This is a genomic window from Bradyrhizobium sp. 613_E4_N2_2, assembly GCF_052075995.1.
Taxonomy (GTDB): domain Bacteria; phylum Pseudomonadota; class Alphaproteobacteria; order Rhizobiales; family Xanthobacteraceae; genus Bradyrhizobium; species Bradyrhizobium barranii.
Window position 1 is genome coordinate 3,424,030 of sequence record NZ_CP197234.1, and the last position, 22,968, is coordinate 3,446,997.

Below are 22,968 nucleotides of genomic sequence, written 5' to 3' on the forward strand. Positions count from 1 at the left end.
CCTTTAACTGGTCGCAGGCCTGCTCTACATGCACTTGCATGGAAAATCCGCCCGTGGCCGGCCGTTTCACGCCAACCGCCCTGATGTTCGGCAATCTCGTCACCGGCTGCTCGGTGCTGGCGCCGGCGGGCATGCTGCCGGAATTGTCAACCGGGCTCGGCATCACCATCCATGCTGCGGGGCTCCTGATCACCTTCGGCGCGATTACGCTGTGCATCGGCTCGCCGCTGACGGCGTGGCTGACCAGCCGCATCGAGCGGCGGACGCTGCTTGCGACCACGCTTGCGGTGCTCGCCCTTGGCAATCTCGCCTCGGCATTTGCCCCTGACTACACGAGCCTGCTCATCATTCGCCTGCTGGTGCTGGCGGTCGGCGCGCTCTACACGCCGCAGGCTGCGGGCACGGCGGCGCTGATCGTGCCGGTGAAGCGGCGCGGCAGCACCATCGCCTACATCTTTCTCGGCTGGTCGTTAGCTGCGGCCGTCGGTCTTCCGCTGATCACTTTCATCGCCAGCCGCTATGGCTGGCGCGCGGCCTATGGCGGGATCGGCGCGCTCGGCTGCATCAGCTTCCTGCTATTGCTGCTGCGCCTGCCGGCGGGATTGAAGGGCACGCCGGTGGACCTGAAGACCTGGAGCGCGGTCGGCCGCAGCCGGACGATCCTGCTGCTGCTTGCGATCACGATGCTGCAAATGTCCGGGCAGTTCGTGGTGTTCACCTTCATGGGTCCGCTGCTCAAGAAGCTGACCGAGGCGAGCCCGGATGCAATCGGCATGGTGTTCGGCATCTACGGTGTTTGCGGCTTCCTCGGCGTCGTCATCGCGACCCGCATCGTCGACACCTGGGGGCCCTATCGGACGTCGTTGCTGTTCACCTGCCTGCTGCTTGCGGGCATCACCGGCTGGGCGCTCGGTGCGGGGAGCCTGGTGTTCATGGCGTTCGCGGTCGCGATCTGGGGCCTCGGCTTTGCCTCAACCAATTCGATGCAGCAAGTGCGGCTGGTCGCGGCTGCGCCGCCGCTCGCATCGGCGACCGTCGCGCTCAACACCTCCGTCCTCTATGTCGGCCAGGCTGTCGGCTCCGCCATCGGCGGGCTGCTGTTCGCCCGCGAACTGCTGCATCCGCTTGGTTTCGTCGCGGTCGGCTTCGTCGTCCTGGCGCTGATCCTCGTGGTTCTGACCCGACCCCGGCCGGCTGCTGCCACCACGGCCTGAAGGGTGCGTTTTCCTATGCGCAAGGTGCTTGGCAAACCACGCGCGGGAGCGCTAGAAGGCGAGGCATGGGGACCAAAGAGAGTTGACTGACATGAGGATGATTCTGGCGGTTGCCGCGGTGCTCTATTCAGCCTCCGCGTTTGCACAAACCGACAAGCCACCCATGGTGGGGGACAAGCCGCTGGTGCAGGTCACGCCCAAAGGGACCAAAGAGGCCGCGGCCAAGCCGGCCGCAGCGCCGAAGGGCAAGCCGCAGTCGATCGCGGCACGGCTCCAGGCCTGCCTCGACCTCGATGACGGCACCAAGGACCGCCTCAACTGCTACGACGCCGTGATCGCGCCGCAGCCGAAGCCGAAACCGGCGAAGGCCAAGGGTTACGCCGATTGCCGCTTCTTCAAGGAAGAGGACGAGCGGCTGGCCTGCTTCAACGGCTTCGCCGAGAGCATTCCGAAGCTGCCCAAGACCTGAACATCAAGACCTGACCATCAATACCTGAAGATCAAGAGCCGAGGTCTGGAAGCCGGACGGCTAGTCGCTGATCCGGCTGAGCACGGCCCTGAACGCAACGCCCGGCACCTGCAGCGCGGTGCCTTCGAATTCCGCCGTGTCGCCGTCCTCACGGCCGGCCAGCGTCAGCGTGATCCTGTCGTGCCCGAACAGCGGCTTGAAGGACGGATCGTCGTTGTAGCGCTGGGTCGAAATCTTGACCTTGATGCTGTCGCCCTCCCCGACGTAGGTCCCGATGAAAGCGAAGGCGGAATTGCCGCCGCGCATCTTGCCATCCGTCACATAGACGACGCCGCAGCCGGTTCCATGAACCGTGTGGAAGTCGACCTTATACAGTCCCTGACGCACCGTCTGTCCCCGCAGAATTCAAGCTAAAACTTGGCCGGCAAATTATGAGCGTTGCCAGCGGAAGCAATCCGGTGGCTCCCGGGGATGTCGGCCATCAACATCACATTTTGATCAAAGCCAGCGACAATTGCGGGCAGCGCGGCCAAATGCCGACGCGCGCAATATCGGCTAGCGGCTCGATGCGGCCGGATTGGTGGACGCAACGCGCGTCAGCGCCAACGACGGCGTCGCCGACATCTTCACCAGCACGTCCTTGAGCGGGTCCCGGGTCCAGGCGCGCGTCACATAATCACGATGCGTGATGCCGTCGCCGGTTTCGACGAACACCACGCTGCCGGGACGGAGCGGCCCGTCCATGTCCTCGGAGACGCTGATGCCCTTTTGCCGCAGCATGCTCATCAGCTCGCGGTCGCGCCGCGCGGTGTAGCGGGTGTAGGAGCTGACGAAGAAGCCGGACCGATGGCTCTCGATCCAGGAGGCGAACTTGTCCATTTCGCCGTAGACGGCATCGAGCAGGACGACGCCGCGGACGCGGTCGCTGATGCCGCCGACCTCGAGGCTCCAGGCCGTCGGCAGGAAGCCACCGCTGTAGCCGACGATCACGATCGGCATGTTGGCGAAGGCGCGGGCGTTGTTGGGATCGCCGGTGAGCCGGGCCAGATGGGCCGCCGACTCTTCCATGAAGCGCTTGAGGCCGCCCGCCTGCCAGAACTTGCCGGCGCTGGAATCGGCGGCATCGACCGCCATCTGCGGCGCCAGCAGGATGGCGTTGGCGCCGGAATCGGTGACCTGCTGCGGTACGAGTTGGCGGTCGCGCACGTCGCGCTCCAGCGTTGCGCCGTTGCCGTGGAAGAACACCACGATCACGCCCGGCTTGCGTACGTCGAAATGCTCGGGCACGTGCATCAGCACGCGGCTGTCGCTGTAAGTCTCGTCCTGCCAGTAGACGCGCCCGGAATAGCTGCGGTGGCCGCGGCGATCGCCCTTGGAGATGTTGAGGAATGGCGCGTCGGAGGCGGGGTTGTTGCCAAAATAGGGGAAGGCCGACGATTTCATGCTGACGAGTGTCGTCAGGTCTTCACGTGCCGGACGCTGGTAGGGGATTTGCGGTGCGAGTGAGGCGACCTTGTACGGCGCCTGCTCCGGCTGAGGCTGCTGCTGGACGGCGCGTTTGGGCGAGAAGTCCGACATCTGCCGTTGCAGAAGACTCTCGCTCGCCGACGGGAAGCGCTCCTTGAATTGCGGAGCGGGGAAGCGATCCTCGAACGTGTCGCTGCTTGCGACCTGAGGATTGGTCTTCGCTACGATTTGGACGTTGGCCTGCGAGTTCGCCGCGAGCGCCGCCGGGTTGGGGGCCCTGCCGCATTGAACCAGCGTGAGCGACAGCGGCACCAAGGCTGAGACCAGCGCGATCCGGCGCGCACCACTGCGCGCGCCGGACAGCGTCCGATCAGCACGAATGTCAGCTCTCAATTTCGGAGCGGCCCCGACCATCCACCCATGACCCCAAGTCATGTCCACAAGCCCAGCGGCAATATTCAAGCTAATTGAGCCGACTGGCGTTTAGGCGACGTTAAGTGTCCGGAGAAACTTCCCCAAATCCGGAATGCTCAAGGGGACCATGCAATCGTGTCCTGATTGTGGGGGTGCGAAACGGGATTCTCAGGTGTTTACGGGGCTTTGTTGCCCAGGATCGTGCACAAAAGGTGCCGCAATACCGATTTCATGCGCCTCATTTAACCCTTGTTAACCCTGCTTGAATTGACTGGACCAGACTGCACGATGCTCTCCACGACACGTGACGCCTGAGGTTGAGGACCCCGATGACGGCATCAGATGCGGGACCCGCGCCCTGGACTGGCCGGCTGACGGGGAGCGGGCCGGGGGTCTCCGTTCTGGTCGCAACCGCCATCGTCGTTGCCGACATGATCGGGGTCGGCGTCTTCACCAGCCTCGGCTTCCAGGTCAAGGACATCCCGTCCGGCTTCTCGATCCTGTTGCTATGGACCATCGGCGGCATCGTCGCGCTGTGCGGGGTGTTCTCCTACAGCGAGCTCGGCGCCATGTTTCCGCGCTCGAGCGGTGAGTACAATTTCCTCGGCCGCGCCTATCATCCCGCCTTCGGCTTTCTCGCCGGCTGGGTCTCGGCGACGGTTGGCTTCGCAGCGCCCGTCGCGCTCGCGGCGATGGCGTTCGGCGAATACGCGAAATCGGTCGTCCCCGATCTGCCGCCGATCCCGCTTGCCATCGGCGTGGTGTGGCTGGTCTCGATCGTGCAATTGACCGGCGTCAGGCACTCATCGACCTTCCAGCTGATCTCGACCATCCTCAAGGTCGTGCTGATCGTCGCCTTCCTGCTCGCCGGCTTCGTCATCGGCACGCCGCAGCCGATTGCCTTCACGCCGCAGCCGGGTGATCTCGCGCATATCGTCAGCGCGCCCTTCGCGATCGGGCTCGTCTTCGTGATGTACTCGTTCTCCGGGTGGAATGCCGCGACCTACATCATCGGCGAGATGAACATGCCGCAACGCGATCTGCCGCGCGCGCTGCTCGCGGGCACGCTGATCGTGCTCGTCCTGTACGTCGCGCTGAATGCGGTGTTTCTCTACTCGACGCCGGTCAGCGCGCTGGCCGGCCAGCTCGATGTTGCCAGCGTCGCGGGCAGCGCGATCTTCGGCAGCCTCGGCGGCCGGATCGTCGGTGCGATGATCTGCGTCGGCCTGATCTCCTCGATCAGCGCGATGATGTGGATCGGCCCGCGCGTGATGATGACGATGGGCGAGGACATTCCGGCCCTGCGCGTGTTCTCGAAGCGATCGGTGAGCGGCGCGCCGGCCTATGCCATCCTGTTTCAGCTTGCCGTCGCCAATCTGCTGTTGTTCACGCGCAGCTTCGAGGCGGTGCTCGACTTCATCCAGTTCGCGCTGTTGTTCTGTTCGTTCTTCACGGTCGCCGGCGTCGTCAAGCTGCGCATCACCGATCCCGACCTGCCGCGGCCCTATCGCGCCTGGGGATACCCGTTCACGCCGCTCGTTTTCCTCCTCGTGACCGCGTTCATGATGTACTACCTGTTGACCGAGCGGCCGGTGCAGTCGCTGGCGGGGATGCTGCTCATGCTCTCGGGCCTGTTGATCTATGCTGTTTTCCGCAGGCGGCCGGTCGCCGCTGGTACGTCATCACACCGCGAATAGACATGTTTCGACCCATGAGAATTGCGGCCGTCGCTCTTGCCCTGCTGGCCGCGGCCGTCTCGTCTGCACGTGCCGCCGACGTCACCTTCGATGATACCGCGCGCTTTCTCGCGGGCATGCAGCCTTCGCCGGACTCGCCGCTGGTGCCGCTCACCAAAGACCCGGGCTGGCAGCGCCACGCAAAATTCTTCGACGGCGCCTTCGCCCAGCTCGAGCAGCGGCAGCTCTCGAAGATCCGCAATTGGGCCGACGTCAATCTGGCCGCGCCCCGGCCGACCATGTTCTACTTGTTCAGCGGCCCTGACTTCCTCTACGCAGATGCGTTCTACGCCAAGGCCAGCACCTACGTGCTCGGCGCGCTGGAGCCGGTCGGCGCGGTGCCTGACCTGACGCGGCTGCCGCGCGGCTCGGTCGGTGCCGCGCTCTACAATGTCGAGCGTTCGCTCGGCTCGATCCTGAGCTTCTCCTTCTTCATCACCAAGCACATGAAGGTCGACCTGCACGCCAACCAGGTCAACGGCACCTTGCCGATCCTCTATGTCTTCCTCGCGCGCTCCGGCAAGACCATCCGCAATGTCGAGATGATCGCGCTCGACGACAAGGGCGGGGTGCATACGGGAGGCGACAATCCGGGACGGAACGCGACGCGCGGTGTCCGCATCACCTTTGCCGGAAGCGACGGCGAGGCGCGCACGCTGTACTATTTCTCGACCGATCTCTCCAATGCCAGCGCGCGCAACACGGGATTTCTGAAATTCTGCGAGACGCTCGGGCCCGGCAACAGCCTGCTCAAGAGCGCGTCCTATCTCCTGCACAAGGGCGACTTCTCCGTCGCTCGCAACTGGCTGCTGGCCAACAGCGCGACCATCATCCAGGACGATTCCGGCATTCCGCTTGCGAACTACAATGCGCAACAGTGGCGGTTCTTCCCGTTCGGCCGCTATCTCGGACCGATCGACGAATTCCCCGGCCGCTACCAGGAGCGCTACGCCGACCTGTTCACGCGCGCCCAGCCGATCGATTTCGGCGTCGGCTATCGCTGGCGGACGCATGAATCGAACTTGCTGCTGTCGGTGAGGGTGCCGGGAAGCGAGACGGCGCCGGCTGCGGAGACCACCTCGTCCGCCGAGCCGTCGCCAAAGCCGCCGCGTCCGAAGCGGCTGCGTCCGCCCGAGTCGATCCCGCCCGGGCGCTTTTTCTGGTTTCGTTAGCTTGCCTGTTGAGGCGGGCGTCACGCGCTCCGGGCGATGACAACCAGCCGTACGAACGCGAACGCCATCTGATGATATGTCGCCAAACCCGGTGCAGATCGGATGGTGCTCGATCTCTAACGTCCAGCCTACCAGTGCACGCTCTGGCTCGGCACGATGAAGGCCGTGGTGCTCGGCGCCGTGGCAAGGCTCGTTGCCAGATACCAGCCGGAGCCGACGACGAGCGCCAGCAGCGCAATGATGGCAATCATGTCGAGGGTTCTGGGGTCGTGATGCCCTCTGGAACCAGGATGTGGACCAAGCCTGAAGTGAAAATGAGGGCTGATTTTCCAGCGCATTCTTGTTTCCTCCCGTAGGAGCATCACAACAACGCGAGGGGGAAGTTCCGGTTCCATTCAAGGCAGCGATGCGCGAAGCGCCGCGGCGTTCCTGGTGATATTCAGGACGCGTTGACGCCGCGCCAGCGGCCGTAGCGCCAGGGTAGATACCAGTGCGCGCCTTGCGGTGCGGTGAGGGGCACGTTGTCGATTCCCGATGTGCCGAAAGGATTGCAGCGAAGCAGTCGCGCGAGCGTCATCCAGCCGCCGGCCCACAGCCCGAACCGTTCGATCGCCTCGTCGCCATAGACCGAGCAGGTCGGCAGGTGCCGGCAATTGTAGCCGACCAGCGGCGAGAGCGTGTGGCGGTAGAGCCAGATCAGTGCGCGGCCGAATCGGCGCGGGAGCCGGAGCGCGCCCTCGATGGGAGTGGAACAGTGCTCGCAGGTTGAATGCTTCATGGGCGCTGTGCTGCGATCGTGAGCGAGGTATTGCGCGGTTCCGGCGCAGGGAACCGCAAGTTGTTGTTTCTGCGCCATATTTCCCGTGCTTTTTGGGAGCAGTGCAGCAAGTACCTGTGGACGATCTGTATTCCCCCGGATACCATTTTTATGACGACCGTGTGTAGAAACATACGCCCGTATGATGGACTCAGAGGGCGCTACCGAGGACTGTTGGGGAACCTTTGGGGCTTGGGGAAGGAACCAGATTGAGACTTCTGAACTCCCTCGACCGTCGCGGCTGGTTGTTGCTTGGGGCAGCCGCGCTTGGCGCCGCGCTCTTCGGAGCTGTCGCCACGACCGGCACAACGGCTCATGCCGGCGCCGCCCTCGAAGAGCGCAAGCTGCCGATGAAGTTCAACTGGGTCGCCTGCGACCCGAACTGCCGCGGCTGGGTCAGCGCGGTCGGCATCATCACCGCTGATACGCCGAGGGATTTCGAGGAGTTTTCGCGCGGACGCCAGCTTGGCGGCGCGACCGTGGTGCTCGACTCCAGCGGCGGTTCCGTCAACGACGCGATCACGCTCGGCCGGCGCTTCCGCAATCTTGGACTTTCGACCACCGTCGGCATCAGCGTTCAGAACCGCAGCGGGCAGTCGGCCCGTCCGGCGGTTGCGCCCGAAGCCTATTGCGAATCCATGTGCGTGTTCCTGCTGCTGGCCGGCAAGAAGCGCTACGTGCCGGAAGCCGCTCATGTCCGGGTCCACCAGATCTGGATGGGCGATCGTGCCGACGATGCCAAGGCGGCGAGCTACAGCGCGCAGGACCTGATGATCGTGGAGCGCGACATCGGCCGGCTCGCCAAATACACGTTCGATATGGGCGGCGCCGGCGACCTGCTCTCGCTCGCGCTCAGCGTGCCGCCGTGGGAAGATCTGCACGAGCTGGATGCTGGCGAGCTGAAGCTCACCAATCTCGTCACCACCAATCTGGTGGCCGACGTGCTGCCGCATGTGGACGTCGCGGCGCCCGCGGTGGCGGAACTTGCACCGAAGACGCAGGCGAGGTTCGGCGCGGAAGCGGAACCGCAGCCCGTCAAATCGACCAAGACGGCGGAAGCCTTGGTGCCGACCGGTGCAGCGCAAAGCGCAGGCTCGCAAAAGTAGGATTTCCCTGATCGTCATTCCGGGGCGTTCGCAAAGCGACGAAGCCGGAATTCAGATATCGTAGCGCGACCGGGTTCGCGCCGGCGCAGGCGTCGGAATGACCTCGACCAAATCAGCCCTGCGCCGCGGCCAGCTGTTTGGCTTTCGCCTCGATCTGGCCGATGGCATCGACCACGGCATCGAAGGTCAGGAGGGTCGAGGCGTGTCGCGCCTTGTAGTCGCGGACCGGCTCGAGGAACTTGATCTCTTCCCATTTGCCTTCGGGAGGCGCGCCGTTCTCCTTGAGCATCTTGCGAACGGTTTCGCGTAACTCGCGGAGTTCGCTCGCGGTCGAGCCGACGACGCGACTTGCCATGATGGATGAAGAGGCTTGTCCGAGGGCACAGGCCTTCACGTCATGGGCGAAGTCGGTGACCTTGTCGCCCTCCATCTTGAGGTCGATCTTCACGGTCGAGCCGCACAATTTGGAGTGGGCGGTGGCGGTGGCGTCGGGGTCCGGCAGCCGTCCGAGGCGTGGAATATTCCCGGCCAGTTCGATGATCCGCTTGTTATAGATGTCGTTCAGCATGTGATGGAGTCCAACACTTCCGCACCGGATCGGCCTTGGCGGGCGCCGTCCACGGTCCTATATAGGGGCGGAACTGGCGGAAAAACAGTCCAGCGGTGCGGCACAGCGGTCCAGACCTGCGCTGCCAGCGTGATGACCCAAGGGCCTTTTTCGTCAAAACTGTTCTCTTCAGGCGTCCGGCGGCTTGCCGCCCCGTCTGCCGGTGACACTCCGGCCGTTAGGCCGTCGAACGGAGTAGACATGGACGCTACGATCAAATCCATCCGCCCGGGCAAGCCCTCCGACCGCCAGCCCGAGAGCCGCCCGGCTGAGCTCGACCCTGCCGAATTCCTCGCGGCCGCCGTCCGCGCCGACCAGCCGCGCCCCGCGCGCGCAGAGGCGGAAGCGGCGGTGAAGACGCTGCTCGCCTATATCGGCGAGAACACCGCGCGCGAAGGCTTGCTCGACACGCCGCGCCGTGTGGTCGAGGCCTTCGACGAGCTCTATCAGGGCTACCACCAGTGCCCGGCCGAGGTGCTCGACCGCACCTTCGGCGAGACGGCCGGCTATGACGACTTCGTGCTGGTGCGCGACATCGAGTTCACCTCGCAGTGCGAGCATCACATGATGCCGTTCTACGGCAAGGCGCACATCGCCTATACGCCGGTGGAACGCGTCGTCGGCCTGTCGAAGCTTGCGCGCCTGACCGACATCTTTGCCCGCAGGCTCCAGACCCAGGAGCACATGACGGCGCAGATCGCGGCGGCTATCGACGAGATCCTCAAGCCCCGCGGCGTTGCCGTGCTGATCGAGGCCGAGCATACCTGCATGTCGGTGCGCGGCGTTGCCAAGCATGGTGCCTCGACCTTCACCAGCCGCTTCACAGGCATGTTCCGCGACAATCCGGCGGAGCAAGCTCGTTTCCTGTCCCTGGTGCGAGGCACGACGCGCTGACCTCGCGAAGGTCTATGTTCGCGTCATGCTCTAGCGAGGACGCCCGTGTCCGCTCACTCCCATGAGATCGAGGAAGGCCTCGCTTTCCTGCCGAAGTTCGACGCCGGCGGCCTCGTGACCTGCGTGGCGACCGACGTCGCCACCGGTGACGTGCTCATGGTCGCGTACATGAACGACGAGGCGCTGCGCAAGACGATTGCGACCGGCGAGGCCTGGTACTTCAGCCGATCGCGCAATGCCTTGTGGCGAAAAGGTGAGACGTCGGGTCAGACCCAGCGCGTGATCGAGATCCGCACCGATTGCGACCAGGACGCGGTCTGGATCCGTGTCGAGCAGATCGGCGCGGCCTGCCACACCGGCCGCCGGTCCTGCTTTTACCGCAAGGTCGACGCCGAGGGCGGCGGCGCCAAGCTGGTCTTCATCGATGCGGACAGGTTGTTCGATCCGGACGCCGTCTACAAGAAATAGCCGGCCGTCACCCCGAGTTCGGGCCGCAATGACGGCGAGCGGCCAGATTAACCCCGCATTAACCATACCTGTCCCACGGTGAGACGACAGGCGCCGAATTGCCGGCGTCGCTCAACGCCGCACGGGGCGGGCACTCCATCATGTCGGTCGACAATTCCAGTGCCTCTCAGACGACGGGTCTCGATCCGTCGCGGGCACGCGTCGCCGGCGCGATCAAGCAGGTCTCCAACCGGACGGGCGTCAGCTTCCAGTACATGCTGACCACCGCCAAGATGGAATCGGATTTCGATCCGACGGCGGAAGCCACCACGTCGTCCGCGCACGGGCTCTACCAGTTCATCGACCAGACCTGGCTGGGTACGGTGAAGGAGGCGGGCACCCAGCTCGGCTATGGCAATTATTCCGACGCCATCACCAGGACGTCGTCGGGCAGTTACGCGGTCGATGATCCCGCCATGAAGCGGTCGATCATGAAGCTGCGCGACGATCCGGAAGCCGCCTCCACCATGGCCGCAGCGCTGACGCAGTCGAACAGTTTCAAGCTCACCGGATTGCTTGGCCGCAGGCCGTCTGACAGCGAACTCTACATGGCGCATTTCATGGGTGTCGGCGGCGCCGCAAAGCTGATCGCCAATGCCGAGGACAATCCGCAAGCGGTCGGCGCGCGGCTGTTTCCCAATGCGGCCTCCGCCAACCGATCGATCTTCTACGCCAGGGACGGCCGCGCCCGCAGCGTCTCCGAGGTCTATTCGGTGCTCGACGCGCGCTACGCCAGCGCGGCGAATTCGAAGACGACGCGCAGTGCGATGGCGATGTATGGCGACACGCCATCCACGACGCAGGTCGCAAGTGCCAATGGCGTGCAGCCCAGCGCGCCTGTCATCGACAACGCCGCCTATCTGCAGACCTTTCCGGAGGCGCGCGGCGTTACGCCGGTGAGTGCGACGTCGTCGTCAACGGCTGCGGACAACACGCCGATCACACCCGCATTCCGCTCGATCTATCAGCCCGGCGATACCACGCAGCCGGTTTCGACCACGGTGCAGAAATTGTGGGGCAGCAACGCCTCGCTAGCCTCGATCGCATCGGCGACGCCTGACGTGCGTCCGCCGCAACCACTCGATCTCTTCAGCGATCGCAGCGGTACGTTCTCGAGCTGATCGTTGCGCGAATAACCCGCTCTCGTGTCCCGGACGCGTGGCAGGCGGCTTTGTTCCCTTAACAAAACGTCAATAAAACCAGCCAGTTATGGTGAACGCTTTGTTAAGCGTCGTGGTTTATTTTGTGTTGCAGGTGACAAGCCGTCACCGTTTTCGTTTGTTGTGTAAGCCGGAAGCAGCATGATTGTTCGGCAGTTCATCAATTGGATCAGGACGGCGCCCGCCGGCGAGCGGGCCGAGGCGACGCGGGCATTGGCCCGGGCCTGGCTGATCTCAGACCTTTCCCATGACGACCGTATCGCGGCCGAAGGCGCGCTCCTGATGCTGCTCGACGATCCCTCGCCGCTGGTGCGGCAGGCGATGGCCGAGGCTTTTGCGCGCAGCACCGATGCGCCGGCGTCGATCGTGCGGGCGCTGTCGGCGGACCAGCCGACCGTCGCGCTGCCGGTGCTCGAACATTCTCCGCTCCTGATCGACGCCGATCTCGTCGACATCGTCGCAACCGGCAATGACGAGGTGCAATGCGCGGTCGCCCGCCGCATCGCGTTGCCGGTGTCGGTCTGCGCCGCCATCGCCGAAGTCGGCTGCGCGGCGGCAGCCCTCGAGCTGATCGAAAATCCCCACGCCGAGCTCGCGCCGTTCTCCTGGAATCGCATCGTCGAGCGCCACGGCCATCTCGCCGCGATCCGCGAGGCGATGCTGGTGCTTGAGGATTTGCCGGCCGCGACGCGCGCCGCTCTGGTGGCAAAACTTTCCGAGACCCTTGCGCAGTTCGTCGTGGCGCGGAACTGGCTGAGCGCCGACCGTGCCGAGCGCATCGCGACCGAGGCGCGCGACCGCTCGACCATGAACATCGCGGCGCGCTCGCGCGGCGAGGACATGCAGGGCCTGGTGCATCATCTGCGCGTCACCGGCCAGCTCACCGCGGGCCTGATCCTGCGTGCGCTGCTGTCGAGCAATCTCGATTTATTCGATGCCGCGCTCGCTGAACTTGCCGACCTGCCGCTGGCACGCGTCTGCGCGCTGCTGCACGACCGTGGCGGCAACAGCCTGCACGCGCTGCTCCGCCGCGCCGGGTTGCCCGAGGCGACATTCGCGGCGTTCCAGGTCGCACTCGATGCCTGCCACGAGCAAGGTTTTGTCGATACCGATGACGGCGCGGCGCGGCTGCGCCGGCGCATGGTCGAGCGCGTGCTCACCCATTGCGAGACCGACCGCGGCGCCACCGAACCGCTGATGGTCCTGCTCCGCCGCTTCGCCACGGAATCCGCGCGCGAAGAGGCAAGGTTGTTCTGCGACGAGCTCGTCGCGGATGACGCGCTCGATCCCGTGTATGACGATCTGATCGCGGCGTAGCGAGATGCCGTAGGGTGGGCAAAGGCGCGTAGCGCCATGCCCACCATTTATCCGCACAGCTTATATTGGTTGGTGGGCACGCTTCCGCCTTCGCTCTTCGAGCTACGGCGGACGAGTCGCTTTGCCCACCCTACGACACTTGCGCTCGCAATGACGCGAGGAGAGCGCCGGGGCGCTACTCCGCCGGCGCGATGCTCGGTGCCAAAATCACCTCGAGATGCTCGGGGCGGTCGCGGTTGGCGTGGGCGAGATAGTCGTCGGCGACCTTGCGCAGGCGGCGGCTGAGCTCGGCCGAGACGCTGATGCTGTCGAGCTTGGTGTTTTCATGCACGATGGCGAGGATGGCGTTGATGTGGTGCGTGAACAGCTCGGCCGGCACCTTGTCGAGATCGGGTGCGTGCTCGATGACGCGGCACAGGCTCTCCGCAACTCCCGCCGCCGCCGGATAGCCGAACGTCGCAGCGTCGCCCTTGATGTCGTGCGCGGCGCGGAACAGCTCGTCGCGCCGCTCCTTGGTGAAGCCCTCATGGCGTATAGCGACATAAGCGGCCGACAGACGATTGACCTCGGTCGCCATCCAGTCCTTGAACTCACCGGCGAGGCCCGCCAGCGCCTGCTCGGCGCGGGCGACCGGATCGTCCAGGTCCTTTTCTTCGACACGGCGCAGAACCTTGCGCAGCGGATTGGGCTGCGTGATCACTTGGTGCGTGGCGAAGGCCGTGACCTCGATGTCCTTTGCGCCGTTCTTCGCCATGATGTCTGCCCCGATCGTGTGAGACGTTGCGCTAGATGGAGGAACGAGCCTTGTCGAGCAGCGAGGGTTGCTGGAGCACCTCGTGCTTTTCGCCGACGCGGCGCTCGGGGCCCATATAGGCGGAGTTGGTGTTGCGGCGCCGGTCCGGACCGAAATAGGTCTTGGTCTTGATGAAGGGCCGGGGATTGGCGACGACGTTGAGGATGCGCTGGTAGAGGCCCTTGGCGGAGATCGGCTTGGCCAGGAATTCGGTGACGCCGGCATCGCGCGCGACCGTGACGCGGCGTTTCTCGGAATGACCGGTCAGCATGATGATCGGCGCGTAAGGATTGCCCTTGGATTCCGGCTGCCGGATCATCTGCGCGAGCTCGAGCCCGTCGAAGATCGGCATCGCCCAGTCGGTGATGACGATGTCGGGCACGTAATGGCTGTACATTTCCAGCGCGGTGGCGCCGTCCTCGGCCTCGTAAACCTCGCGCGCGCCGAAGGAGTGCAGCAGCGTCCGCAGGATGCGGCGCATGTGCGGATTGTCGTCGCAGACGAGGAAGCGCAGCTTGTTGAAATCGATGCGGAACATGACGCCTGGGCCGGAGCGGTCAACTTTCGTTAACCATATCGCGGCGGGGGTTAAGGAAGGGTTGCTGCCGGCATTTCGCGGAGTACGTGACGAGGGAAGGGATTAATATCGTAATTCTGCCATTTTTTATTGTAAAACGATAAAAATATACAATTAAATGGGAGCTAGTCCGATGAGCGTCGTCGCGTTTCCTTTTCCTGCGCCGGTCGAGCCGCGGTTGCGGCGCATCGGACGGATCGTGGCCGTCGGCGCGCTCCTCTGCGTCGCCGGCGGTGTGCTTGCGGTGCCGCTGCTCTGGTCGAGCGACGAGATGCTCCGGCACTGGATCGCGACCCAGTCCCCGCTGGGGGCGCGGCCCTTCACGCTCAACCTCAGTACGCGCCTCGCCGGTGCCCTGATCAGCCTGATCGGACTTGCGCCTGTCCTCTACGCCTTGTTGCAGCTCTCGATGCTGTTCTCCCGTTTCGCGCGCGGCGAGGTCTTCGTGACCGACAACGCCTGGCGCATCCGCCGGATGGGCCTCGCGCTGATCGCCAACGCGTTGATGTCGCCGCTGGTGCAGATGCTCACCACGCTCAACCTGACGCGGGCCAACCAGCCGGGCCAGCTCGTGGTCATGTTCGGCATCGAGCAGTCGCATGTGCTGTCGGTGCTGAGTGGCCTCGCGCTCGTCGCCTTCGCGACCGTGATGGCCGATGCCGTTCGCATGTGGCACGAGAACAGCGAGATCATCTGACCATGCCGATCATCGTCAACCTCGACGTCATGCTCGCCAGGCGCAAGATCAGGTCGCGCGAGCTTGCTGCGCGCATCGAGCTCACGGAGGCGAACGTCTCCCTGCTGAAGTCGGGCAAGGTGCGCGGCATCCGCTTCGACACGCTCGAGCGGATCTGCGCCGTGCTCGACTGCCAGCCCGGCGATATCCTGGAATATGTCCCCGACAGCGCGGACGACGCGCTGGAGCCGCGCGGGGCTGGCCGGAAATCGGCCTAGCCAATCCTTCAAGTCCAGACTGGAGATGCCTGCGATGAACCGCCTGGCGCGTGTTCTTGCGAGCGCGGCTGCGCTCATGCTTGCCGGTTGCAGCTCGGTGCCGCTGACATCGATTCCGCCGCTTGCCCGCATCGATGCCAGGACGACGGATCTGTCGATGCTGCGCGTCGCCGTGCAGTTGCCTGACGCGCTGCGGCCACGTTCGGGCGGCGTCAAGCTCGACGTCGTCACCAAAGTGTCCGGCGAGGCCGAGACCAGGACGAGCTTCGCCATGATGGAGATGAGCGACCCGCGAGATCGCGCCGGCCTGCCTGCGCCGTCGCTGGGCTCCTCGACCTACGCCTATCGCTTGTCGCCAGGCGATGCTGCACGCTTCGAAGCGCTACGTGCGTCGATGGTCGAGCAGGGGAGGCAAGGCAAACGCGGGTCGATGGGGCTCGGCGTGGCAGCCAGGGAATTCTGTCGCGCCAACGCGGCGCCGCAGGGATCGCTGCCTGTCACGATCTATCTGATGACGTCGGAGACGAAGAGCTTCGTTCCCGTTGTCAGGGATTTTGATCTGCTCGGAGATCCCGCCATGGCGGGCGGCCTGGAATCGATTCAGCCTTGCGGCCAGTGATCCGCGCCGGCGCTCAGTAACCGAACTGCTCGCGCAGGATGCGCTCTTCCAGGCTGTGGCCGGGGTCGAACAGCATGCGCATCGAGATGGTCTTGTCGGACAGCACCTCAACGCGGCGGACGTCGCGCACCTCGTCATGGTCGGCCACCGCCGCCACCGGCCGCTTGTCGCCCTCCAGCACCTCGATCACGACGTAAGCCGTATTGGGCAGGAGCGCGCCGCGCCAGCGGCGCGGGCGGAAGGCGCTGATCGGCGTCAGCGCCAGCAGCGCGGCGTTGATCGGCAGGATCGGTCCCTGCGCGGACAGATTGTAGGCGGTGGAGCCGGCAGGCGTCGCCACCATGATGCCGTCGGCAATCAGCTCAGCCATGCGCTCGCGCTCGTCGATCAGGATCCGGAGGCGCGCGGCCTGGAAGGTCTGCCGGAACAGGGCGACCTCGTTGATGGCGTGATGCAGGTGAACGCGGTCGTTGACGTCGGTGGCGCGCATCAGGAGCGGGTTGATCTCGGATTCCTGCGCTGCCTCGAGACGGGCGCGAAGGTCGACCGTCGAGTACTCGTTCATCAGGAAGCCGACGGTGCCGCGGTGCATGCCATAGATCGGTTTGCCCGAGTGCATGTTCTGGTGCAGCGTCTGGAGCATCAGTCCGTCGCCGCCGAGCGCGACCACGACATCGGCGTCGTTCGGGTCGCAATTGCCATAGTCCCGAGTGAGCTGGCCGAAGGCGGTTTGCGCCTCGCTGCTTGGGCTCGCGACAAAGGCGATCCGGTTGTATCGCGCTGGCTTGGTCATGGCTTCCGGGCAGGGCCGCTGGCTGGAGAAAGTTCCGCCGGGCTCGTCTATACGACCTGGGCCTGCATTGTCGAGAAGGACCGCTGTTCAAGGCAAACAGCGTCCATCCCGATTCAGGGCAAATCCGGGTCGATTTGTGCTCGCCCGGCTTCTTCAGGCGCCGCCGGGCCGGCCATCCCCCAAACCGTCGCAATTTCTCGCTAGCCTTGCGATGCTCGCCGGCTCTCGCAGCCGGACAAGGAGAACGATCATGGTCATGCGTTTGCCGGCGCTCCGCCGCGCGACCCTGGTACTGGCGGTGTCGACTTTCGCGCTCGCGGGATTTGCCCGCGCGGACGATCCGCCGCAGCCGCGCGCCGAGACGACGGCCCCAGCGGGACAGAAGGGTGGGCGCGGCGGCAACGCGCCAGGTGCGTCACAGGGTTCATCGTCCGCCGCCGAGCTGCATCGTCTTCCGTCGGATTCGACCACGAAGCAGACGCTCGATCTGCCGGGCCGTGCTCTCGACTTCACCGCGACTGCCGGCTCGATCCGCGTGTTCGACGGCAAGGGTGAGCCGCTCGCCGACATCGCCTATACGTCCTATGAGCTCGATGGTGCCGACCGCGCGACGCGCCCCGTGACGTTCCTGTTCAACGGCGGTCCCGGCGCGTCCTCGGCATGGCTCCAGTTCGGCGCTGCGGGTCCGTGGCGGCTGCCGCTCGATGGCGAAGCCCTGTCGCCGTCCGCCTCACCCGATGTGAAGCCGAACGCGGAGACGTGGCTCGACTTCACCGATCTCGTCTTCATCGATCCCGTCAGCACCGGCTACAGCCGTTTCGTTGCCAGCGGCGAGGACGCGCGCAAGTCCTTCTACTCAGTCGACGGCGACGTCAATTCGATCGCGCTCGTGATCCGCCGCTGGCTGGAGAAGCACGACCGGCTGACCTCGCCGAAATATGTCGGCGGCGAAAGCTATGGCGGCATTCGCGGGCCGAAGGTCGTGCGCCAGTTGCAGCTCCAGCATGGCGTCGGCGTCAGGGGATTGATCCTGGTGTCGCCGCTCCTGGACTTCCGCGAGTTCACCGGCACCAGCCTCCTGCAATATGTCGCGACGCTGCCGAGCTATGTCGCGGTGGCGCGCGAAGCCAAGGGGCCGGTCAAGCGCGCCGATCTCGCCGACGTCGAGGCTTACGCGCGGGGCGAGTTCCTGGCCGACCTCGTCAAGGGCGAGGCGGACAAGGAGGCCACCAATCGCCTTGCCGACAAGGTTGCCGAGCTCACCGGGATCGACCAGGCCGTGAGCCGCCGGCTCGCCGGCCGTTTCGACGTCGGTGAATTCCGCCGCGAGTTCGACCGCAAGAACGGCAAGGTGACAGGGCGCTACGACGCCTCGGTGCGAGGCTTCGATCCCTATCCGGATTCGAGCAGCTCCCGGTTCGGCGATCCCTCGGGCGATGCGCTCCAGGCGCCGCTGACGAGTGCGGCGGTCGATGTTCTCACGCGCAAGCTCAACTGGCGGCCGGATGGCTCCTATGAAGTCCTCAACGGCGCCGTCGAGGGCAATTGGGATTTCGGCCGCGGCATCAACCCGCCCCAGTCGGTGTCGGAGCTGCGCCAGATCCTCGCCACCGACGGAAAGCTGAACGTGCTGGTCGCGCACGGCCTGTTCGATCTCGCCACGCCCTATTTCGGATCGAAGCGGGTGCTCGACCAGCTTCCGGCGTTCGCCACGCAGCGGGTCAAGTTCGTCGTCTATCCCGGTGGCCACATGTTCTATTCGCGCGACGGCTCGCGGCAGGCGTTTCGGAGCGAGGTCGAGGCTCTTATCCGAGAGTAGGCCGCCGCTTGCGCGGCGGATATCTCCGCGCGATCTCGCGCGCCACGACACGCTCCGGCTTGATATTGGCGCCGGCGATCCAGATGTCGCTGACCTTGCCGCGCGCGTCACGGACGCGGCGCACCGGCTCGCCGTGGCTGGAGTACCCGGCAGCCCAGGCGAGCTTGCCGGTGTCGCGGCCGGTGACCTCGATCTCGGCGGCATCCATGAACGGATTGATGAACTGCGGATTGGCGACCAGCACGCGGTTGCCCGCGGGGACGAGGTCGGTTGCGCCCCAGATCGTCCACCAGCGGCCGTTCCAGTCGCGGACGCGGCGGTCGGGGGCGCCGCGAGTCCTGAACACGCGCAGGATCTGCATCGCGCCGTCCATCCAGAACGGCGCCGCGCCGTCGATGGAGTTGCTGAGGATGCTGATCGCGAGCTCGCAAGCGGGGATGGAGCAGGTCCGGGAGATGTAACCCTGAAAATGGCCGCCATGGCCGAACCAGTCCCAGCCGTCGGTTTTGCCGGCGTTGATGCCAAGGCCGTAATAGGCCTCGAAACTCTGCGGGATGCGCCAGTGATGCCGGGTCATTTCGCGGCGGCTTGCGACTGAGAGCACGCTCTTCCTGGCGTTGGGCGCAAGCTGCGCGAAGAAGCGGGCCGTATCGCCGGCGGTGGCGGCGAAGCCCGTAGCGGACGCCATCGCGTGCGTCGGATTGTCGCCGGGGATCACGCAACGCTCGCCCAAGGGCACTTTTCGCGTGTGGCCGCGCGCGAACGATGCGCCCTTGGGAAGCGGCGCATCCGGCTCAGTCTCGCGCAGGCCTGCGGGCTCGATGATCTCGCGCTTGATCCAGGCGGAGTAGGGCTCCTTCGACACGGCTTCGATGACGAGGCCGAGCAGGCCAAAGCCGTGGTTGGAGTATTTGAAGCGCGTCCCCGGCTCGATCGCGGTCGGCAGCTTCAATTCCGCGAGCAACTCCCTGGCGTTGAGATAGGGACGGTTGTCGATGAACTGTCCGGAATCGGCGCCATCGCGCGTCAGCCCCGCGCTGTGCGAGAGCACCTGCGCAATCGTCGTCTCGGCGACGCGCGGATGCAGGCCGCCGACATGTTGGCCGACCGTGTCGTCGAGCCGGAGCTTGCGCTGGTCGCGCAGCTTCATGATGCCGGCGGAGGTAAAGCTCTTCGAATGCGAGGCGATACGGCAGCGGTGGCGCGGGGTGAGCTTCTCGCCAGTGTCGAGATTGGCAAGACCAAAGGCGTGCTCGGCGACGATTTCGCCGCGATGGGCAAATGCGATGATGACGCCGGGCTGCTGGAATGCCGTCTGTTGGAATTCGATCCAGGAGCCGATGTAGTCGATCGCGGATCGCAGCCACGTATCCATTGCGCACCAATTTGCGAGGGGAGCACTTGATGCGAGAGGCTAACCGAGAAAGCGGAACGGGCACAACCCCGAGGTTGTGCCCGTTCGTTTCGTTCGAGGATGCGATGTCTCAGTAGACGAGCGTCGCGCCGGTCGGCTTGTCGAGCGCCGCGGCGAGCGAGCGATACTCGGAGCTGTCGGTGCCGGCGAGCGAGGCGATCTTGTTCAGGTGGTACTGCGCCTGTTCGCGGTTGCCCTGCTCGAGCTGCCAGAGGCCGTAATACTGCCAGGTGCGGACGTGGTTCGGATCGTCCTTCAGCGCGATCTCGTAATAGACCTTGGACGACTGGTAGTCGCCGAGCTTGCGATAGGAGTAGCCGATCAAATTGGCGACGTCGGCGACGTCGTCGCGCTCGAGCGACTTCAGCTGACCGATCGCGCTCGTGTAGTCGTGACCGTCGTAGATCGTGGTGTAGGCGGTGCGATAGGCCGCGAGGAATTTGGGATCGCTGATGGAGGAGCTCTTCTTCTTCCCCTTCTTGGCCGAGCTGTCCGACTTCGGCGGCGGCGAGGGCTCGTCGCTGCCCGCGGCGTAGGCGCTGGTCAGCATCGGTCCGGCGGCCAACGCCATCGAGACAAGCCCCGGTACCAGAAGCATGGAAAGTTTGCGCATCTATCTTCTCCCGTATGGAACGTGGCGATCCTACACGATTGCCCAAAGACCGGAACACCCAGAGGGCAAAAACATTCCCGCTTCGCACGATCTATTCGCCCCTCCGCAGATGACAAACTTGTCATCGAGATGAACAGAAGCCTGCAAGGGACTTCAGACTGGGTTCAGCGCGCGCCGCCTAGGCTCCCACCCACGATCGAAGAGTAGGCGAGAGGGCGCCGCCTCAAGATCCTTCCAAGAGGAGACCAACCATGTTGAAGACCATTTCCGCAGCCTTGCTCGCCGCTTCCGTAATCGCAGCCCCGGCCTTCGCCGCTGAAGCCGGCAAGACCACCACGACCGCGCCGGTGATCAAGGCGGACCAGAGCCAGACCAAGGTGTCGACCACCGCCGTGAAACCCGAGGCCGGCGTCAAGGCCGACACGAAGGCCGCCGACGTCAAGGCGGACGCCAAGGTGGATACCAAGTCGAAGGCGATGAACGCCAATGCCGCGGTCACGCCCGATGAGCACAAGGCCGTGCGCACGCATCGTCACCACCACAAGCATCTGTCGGCCAAGAAGTCGCTGAAGGCGCAGCCTGACGTGACCAAGCCGGCGGCCATCGACAAGCGCAGCTAACGACTGATCCGGCGCGGCGGCATCCCTGGCATTGCCCGCCGCCGCGTGCGGAATTCAGGCCCGGCCCGTCGTCTCGGCGTCAGCGCGAAAGCGCAGGCGCCGGCGGCGGGGCGGTGCGTTATTTGCGCAGCATACGAGCAGGACCGAATTCCCTTCGTGCAACCTTGGGGCTAGAACATCCTCCGAGTCTGATCGAGCGGAGAGCGTGGCCTGTGGGGCGGTTGGCGAAGCGTGCGGTGATCTTGGCGTTGGTTCTGGTCTTGCCGCTGGCGCTCGCGGCATGTTTCGGCAGCGACGGTGATCGTCCATCCCTGATGGAGGGGACCCAGGCGGGAGGGCCGCAGCCGTTTCCCGACAATTTTCGCAGTGACACGCTGGCCTTGATGCGCGCTTACCTCAACAATCCCGTCGGTGTGCGCGAGGCCACCATGGCCGATCCGGTGCTGCGCGAGATCGGCGGACGGCAGTTCTACGTCGCCTGCCTGCACTTCACGCCACGCGAGACCGACGGCAGCTACAAGGGCATGCGCGAACGGGCCGCCGTCTTCGTCAACGGGCGGGGCGACCGCATCGTCGATCGCGCCGGCGAGCTCTGCGCCGGTGCGGTTTACGCACCCTTTCCGGAACTGGAAAAGATGGCGCGGTAGCGCAAAGCCGGCCTTCATCGGCAGGTGCTAGGACAGAGGCCGCCGGAGCCGCTGGATCACAATTTGGCGAGCTTTGAACGGGGCTGGTTTGCCTTGCGACAGATCGTTACAGCCCGCCTTGCGCAGACGACGAAAACAGTCGGTGCAAGCAGGTGTGACGGAACAAATCGCGTTGTTGCCACCCCGTCACAGTTACAGACGATCAACGTTCCGGCATCGCCGCGAAGCAACCTAATTCACGCCACGTTGTTTCCTGAGTGTCGAATTTGAAAGAACGGGGATGATCATGAAGACGATTTTGCTGGGCGCAGCAGCCGCTCTGCTGGCGCTGGTCGCACCGGCCGCTGCGGCCGACATGCAGCCGCGCACCTATACCAAGGCGCCCGCCTATACGCCGCCGCAGGTGATCTACAACTGGACCGGTTTCTACATCGGCGGCCATGTCGGCGGCGCGTTCGCCGGTGACAGCAGCTTCCAGTCGAGCGACGCCCGTTTCCTGGGCGGCGTGCAGGGCGGCTTCGACTACCAGTTCGCGCCCAATTGGGTGGTGGGCATCGAGGCCCAATATTCCTGGCTGCCGACCAACAACAACGGTGTCACGTTCCCGCTGGGGACACAGGTGACGTCCAACACCGACCAGCTCGGGTCGGTGACCGGCCGCATCGGCTACACCTGGGGACCGGCGCTGGTCTATGCCAAGGGCGGTTACGCCTGGCGTAATGGCGGCCTCGGCGTCAATGTCGCCGGCGTGGCGCAGCCCTTCACCGCCACTGGCAACAACAAGGACGGCTATACTGTCGGTGCCGGCCTCGAATACATGTTCGCACCGAGCTGGTCGGCCAAGGCCGAGTATCAGTATTACAACTTTGGCAGCACGACCTTCACCTCCGGTCCGGCCGACGTCGTCGGCGTCCGGGGCCGGGAGGACGAGCATACCGTCAAGGTCGGTGTGAACTACCGCTTCGGCTGGGGCGGGCCGGCAGCCTCGCGCTACTGACGCTCAACAGCGACCACGACCTGACAAGGGCCGGCTCACGCCGGCCTTTCGTTTGCCAGGCCCTTGTTTGCCTGCCTGTTGTTTGCTTTGCGTGAACCATCTGGCGCGTCATTTGCAAGCAAATGGTCTGGGGCGCGCGTTCTCACGCGCGTCATGGGACTGGCGTAAAGCAAAAATAATTTTTGCCGCCTACGGAACTCGCGCTCCGGAAGGCGTTATATGAGAATTACCGGGCTGGTGGG

The 22,968-nt window shown here is 64.8% G+C and carries 26 protein-coding genes; 16 read left to right on the forward strand and 10 right to left on the reverse strand.

The window, feature by feature from the left end; genetic code table 11:
* Positions 1 to 38 precede the first annotated feature (38 nt).
* Complete coding sequence (locus AB7290_RS16150) at positions 39 to 1,214, forward strand: MFS transporter (protein ID WP_085405342.1); 1,176 nt, start codon at positions 39 to 41, stop codon at positions 1,212 to 1,214.
* Positions 1,215 to 1,305: 91 nt separating this feature from the next.
* Positions 1,306 to 1,683 carry a hypothetical protein gene (locus AB7290_RS16155; RefSeq protein WP_028150242.1) on the forward strand — a complete coding sequence of 126 codons (378 nt, stop codon included), beginning with the start codon at positions 1,306 to 1,308 and terminating at the stop codon, positions 1,681 to 1,683.
* A 60-nt stretch (positions 1,684 to 1,743) separates the two neighbouring features.
* On the opposite strand, the gene AB7290_RS16160 is transcribed toward AB7290_RS16155, so the two are convergent.
* Together AB7290_RS16160 and AB7290_RS16165 are read right to left on the reverse strand one after the other, a co-directional pair.
* A complete protein-coding gene (locus tag AB7290_RS16160) occupies positions 1,744 to 2,070 on the reverse strand; it encodes a GrlR family regulatory protein (protein WP_063982511.1) in 327 nt (108 codons plus the stop codon).
* Positions 2,071 to 2,238: 168 nt separating this feature from the next.
* Complete coding sequence (locus AB7290_RS16165) at positions 2,239 to 3,564, reverse strand: alpha/beta hydrolase (RefSeq protein ID WP_071912671.1); 1,326 nt, start codon at positions 3,562 to 3,564, stop codon at positions 2,239 to 2,241.
* Positions 3,565 to 3,893: 329 nt separating this feature from the next.
* Between AB7290_RS16165 and AB7290_RS16170 the strand changes: the two genes are divergently transcribed.
* Positions 3,894 to 5,261, forward strand: a complete 1,368-nt coding sequence (locus tag AB7290_RS16170) for an APC family permease (protein ID WP_085405343.1) — start codon at positions 3,894 to 3,896, stop codon at positions 5,259 to 5,261.
* A 14-nt stretch (positions 5,262 to 5,275) separates the two neighbouring features.
* The gene (locus tag AB7290_RS16175) at positions 5,276 to 6,472 is read left to right on the forward strand and encodes a hypothetical protein (RefSeq protein WP_085405344.1); all 1,197 of its coding nucleotides are present in this window, start codon (positions 5,276 to 5,278) and stop codon (positions 6,470 to 6,472) included.
* Between the two features lie 128 nt (positions 6,473 to 6,600).
* On the opposite strand, the gene AB7290_RS16180 is transcribed toward AB7290_RS16175, so the two are convergent.
* Together AB7290_RS16180 and yidD are read right to left on the reverse strand one after the other, a co-directional pair.
* Complete coding sequence (locus AB7290_RS16180; protein WP_085405563.1) at positions 6,601 to 6,810, reverse strand: hypothetical protein; 210 nt, start codon at positions 6,808 to 6,810, stop codon at positions 6,601 to 6,603.
* Positions 6,811 to 6,911: 101 nt separating this feature from the next.
* On the reverse strand, positions 6,912 to 7,250 hold the full coding sequence (gene yidD, locus AB7290_RS16185; RefSeq protein WP_085405345.1) for a membrane protein insertion efficiency factor YidD: 339 nt from the start codon (positions 7,248 to 7,250) through the stop codon (positions 6,912 to 6,914).
* 248 nt (positions 7,251 to 7,498) lie between these two features.
* Here yidD and AB7290_RS16190 point away from each other — a divergent pair, with 248 nt between their 5' ends.
* Positions 7,499 to 8,395 (forward strand): hypothetical protein, encoded by an 897-nt coding sequence (locus tag AB7290_RS16190; protein ID WP_085405346.1) that lies wholly within the window; start codon positions 7,499 to 7,501, stop codon positions 8,393 to 8,395.
* Between the two features lie 112 nt (positions 8,396 to 8,507).
* On the opposite strand, the gene AB7290_RS16195 is transcribed toward AB7290_RS16190, so the two are convergent.
* Positions 8,508 to 8,963, reverse strand: coding sequence for an iron-sulfur cluster assembly scaffold protein (locus AB7290_RS16195; RefSeq protein WP_085405347.1), 456 nt, complete (start codon positions 8,961 to 8,963; stop codon positions 8,508 to 8,510).
* A 240-nt stretch (positions 8,964 to 9,203) separates the two neighbouring features.
* On the opposite strand from AB7290_RS16195, the gene folE reads away from it, so the two are divergent.
* From folE to AB7290_RS16215, 4 genes are all read left to right on the forward strand, one after another.
* Positions 9,204 to 9,896 (forward strand): GTP cyclohydrolase I FolE, encoded by a 693-nt coding sequence (gene folE / locus AB7290_RS16200; RefSeq protein ID WP_063982517.1) that lies wholly within the window; start codon positions 9,204 to 9,206, stop codon positions 9,894 to 9,896.
* Positions 9,897 to 9,941: 45 nt separating this feature from the next.
* Positions 9,942 to 10,364 carry a phosphoribosyl-AMP cyclohydrolase gene (gene hisI, locus AB7290_RS16205; protein ID WP_085405348.1) on the forward strand — a complete coding sequence of 141 codons (423 nt, stop codon included), beginning with the start codon at positions 9,942 to 9,944 and terminating at the stop codon, positions 10,362 to 10,364.
* A 140-nt stretch (positions 10,365 to 10,504) separates the two neighbouring features.
* Positions 10,505 to 11,524, forward strand: coding sequence for a lytic transglycosylase domain-containing protein (locus AB7290_RS16210; RefSeq protein WP_231142209.1), 1,020 nt, complete (start codon positions 10,505 to 10,507; stop codon positions 11,522 to 11,524).
* A gap of 180 nt (positions 11,525 to 11,704) precedes the next feature.
* Positions 11,705 to 12,880, forward strand: coding sequence for a DUF2336 domain-containing protein (locus tag AB7290_RS16215; RefSeq protein WP_085405350.1), 1,176 nt, complete (start codon positions 11,705 to 11,707; stop codon positions 12,878 to 12,880).
* Positions 12,881 to 13,055: 175 nt separating this feature from the next.
* Here AB7290_RS16215 and AB7290_RS16220 read toward each other — a convergent pair whose 3' ends face one another.
* Together AB7290_RS16220 and AB7290_RS16225 are read right to left on the reverse strand one after the other, a co-directional pair.
* Positions 13,056 to 13,634, reverse strand: a complete 579-nt coding sequence (locus AB7290_RS16220; RefSeq protein ID WP_085405351.1) for an Hpt domain-containing protein — start codon at positions 13,632 to 13,634, stop codon at positions 13,056 to 13,058.
* A gap of 31 nt (positions 13,635 to 13,665) precedes the next feature.
* Positions 13,666 to 14,211 (reverse strand): response regulator, encoded by a 546-nt coding sequence (locus tag AB7290_RS16225; RefSeq protein ID WP_008549760.1) that lies wholly within the window; start codon positions 14,209 to 14,211, stop codon positions 13,666 to 13,668.
* A gap of 172 nt (positions 14,212 to 14,383) precedes the next feature.
* Between AB7290_RS16225 and AB7290_RS16230 the strand changes: the two genes are divergently transcribed.
* Genes AB7290_RS16230 through AB7290_RS16240 form a run of 3 tightly spaced genes read left to right on the forward strand, consistent with a single transcriptional unit; the run spans position 14,384 to position 15,823 of the window.
* Positions 14,384 to 14,947 carry a DUF2975 domain-containing protein gene (locus AB7290_RS16230; protein WP_085405352.1) on the forward strand — a complete coding sequence of 188 codons (564 nt, stop codon included), beginning with the start codon at positions 14,384 to 14,386 and terminating at the stop codon, positions 14,945 to 14,947.
* 2 nt (positions 14,948 to 14,949) lie between these two features.
* Positions 14,950 to 15,204 carry a helix-turn-helix domain-containing protein gene (locus AB7290_RS16235; RefSeq protein WP_049807677.1) on the forward strand — a complete coding sequence of 85 codons (255 nt, stop codon included), beginning with the start codon at positions 14,950 to 14,952 and terminating at the stop codon, positions 15,202 to 15,204.
* A gap of 34 nt (positions 15,205 to 15,238) precedes the next feature.
* A complete protein-coding gene (locus AB7290_RS16240) occupies positions 15,239 to 15,823 on the forward strand; it encodes a hypothetical protein (RefSeq protein WP_085405564.1) in 585 nt (194 codons plus the stop codon).
* Between the two features lie 13 nt (positions 15,824 to 15,836).
* Here AB7290_RS16240 and AB7290_RS16245 read toward each other — a convergent pair whose 3' ends face one another.
* Complete coding sequence (locus AB7290_RS16245; protein WP_063982521.1) at positions 15,837 to 16,616, reverse strand: NAD kinase; 780 nt, start codon at positions 16,614 to 16,616, stop codon at positions 15,837 to 15,839.
* A gap of 250 nt (positions 16,617 to 16,866) precedes the next feature.
* Here AB7290_RS16245 and AB7290_RS16250 point away from each other — a divergent pair, with 250 nt between their 5' ends.
* A complete protein-coding gene (locus tag AB7290_RS16250; protein WP_231142207.1) occupies positions 16,867 to 18,435 on the forward strand; it encodes a S10 family peptidase in 1,569 nt (522 codons plus the stop codon).
* Here the strand turns inward: AB7290_RS16250 and AB7290_RS16255 are convergent.
* Together AB7290_RS16255 and AB7290_RS16260 are read right to left on the reverse strand one after the other, a co-directional pair.
* Positions 18,422 to 19,810, reverse strand: coding sequence for a serine hydrolase domain-containing protein (locus AB7290_RS16255; protein ID WP_085405354.1), 1,389 nt, complete (start codon positions 19,808 to 19,810; stop codon positions 18,422 to 18,424). The genes AB7290_RS16250 and AB7290_RS16255 overlap by 14 nt on opposite strands.
* A 109-nt stretch (positions 19,811 to 19,919) precedes the next feature.
* Entirely contained in the window at positions 19,920 to 20,462 is a 543-nt protein-coding gene (locus AB7290_RS16260) for a tetratricopeptide repeat protein (protein ID WP_028150223.1), read from the reverse strand.
* A gap of 251 nt (positions 20,463 to 20,713) precedes the next feature.
* On the opposite strand from AB7290_RS16260, the gene AB7290_RS16265 reads away from it, so the two are divergent.
* From AB7290_RS16265 to AB7290_RS16275, 3 genes are all read left to right on the forward strand, one after another.
* A complete protein-coding gene (locus AB7290_RS16265; RefSeq protein WP_085405355.1) occupies positions 20,714 to 21,082 on the forward strand; it encodes a His-rich protein BRANT in 369 nt (122 codons plus the stop codon).
* Between the two features lie 212 nt (positions 21,083 to 21,294).
* Entirely contained in the window at positions 21,295 to 21,729 is a 435-nt protein-coding gene (locus AB7290_RS16270; RefSeq protein ID WP_187388016.1) for a hypothetical protein, read from the forward strand.
* Between the two features lie 286 nt (positions 21,730 to 22,015).
* On the forward strand, positions 22,016 to 22,726 hold the full coding sequence (locus AB7290_RS16275) for an outer membrane protein (RefSeq protein ID WP_085405565.1): 711 nt from the start codon (positions 22,016 to 22,018) through the stop codon (positions 22,724 to 22,726).
* Positions 22,727 to 22,968 lie beyond the last annotated feature (242 nt).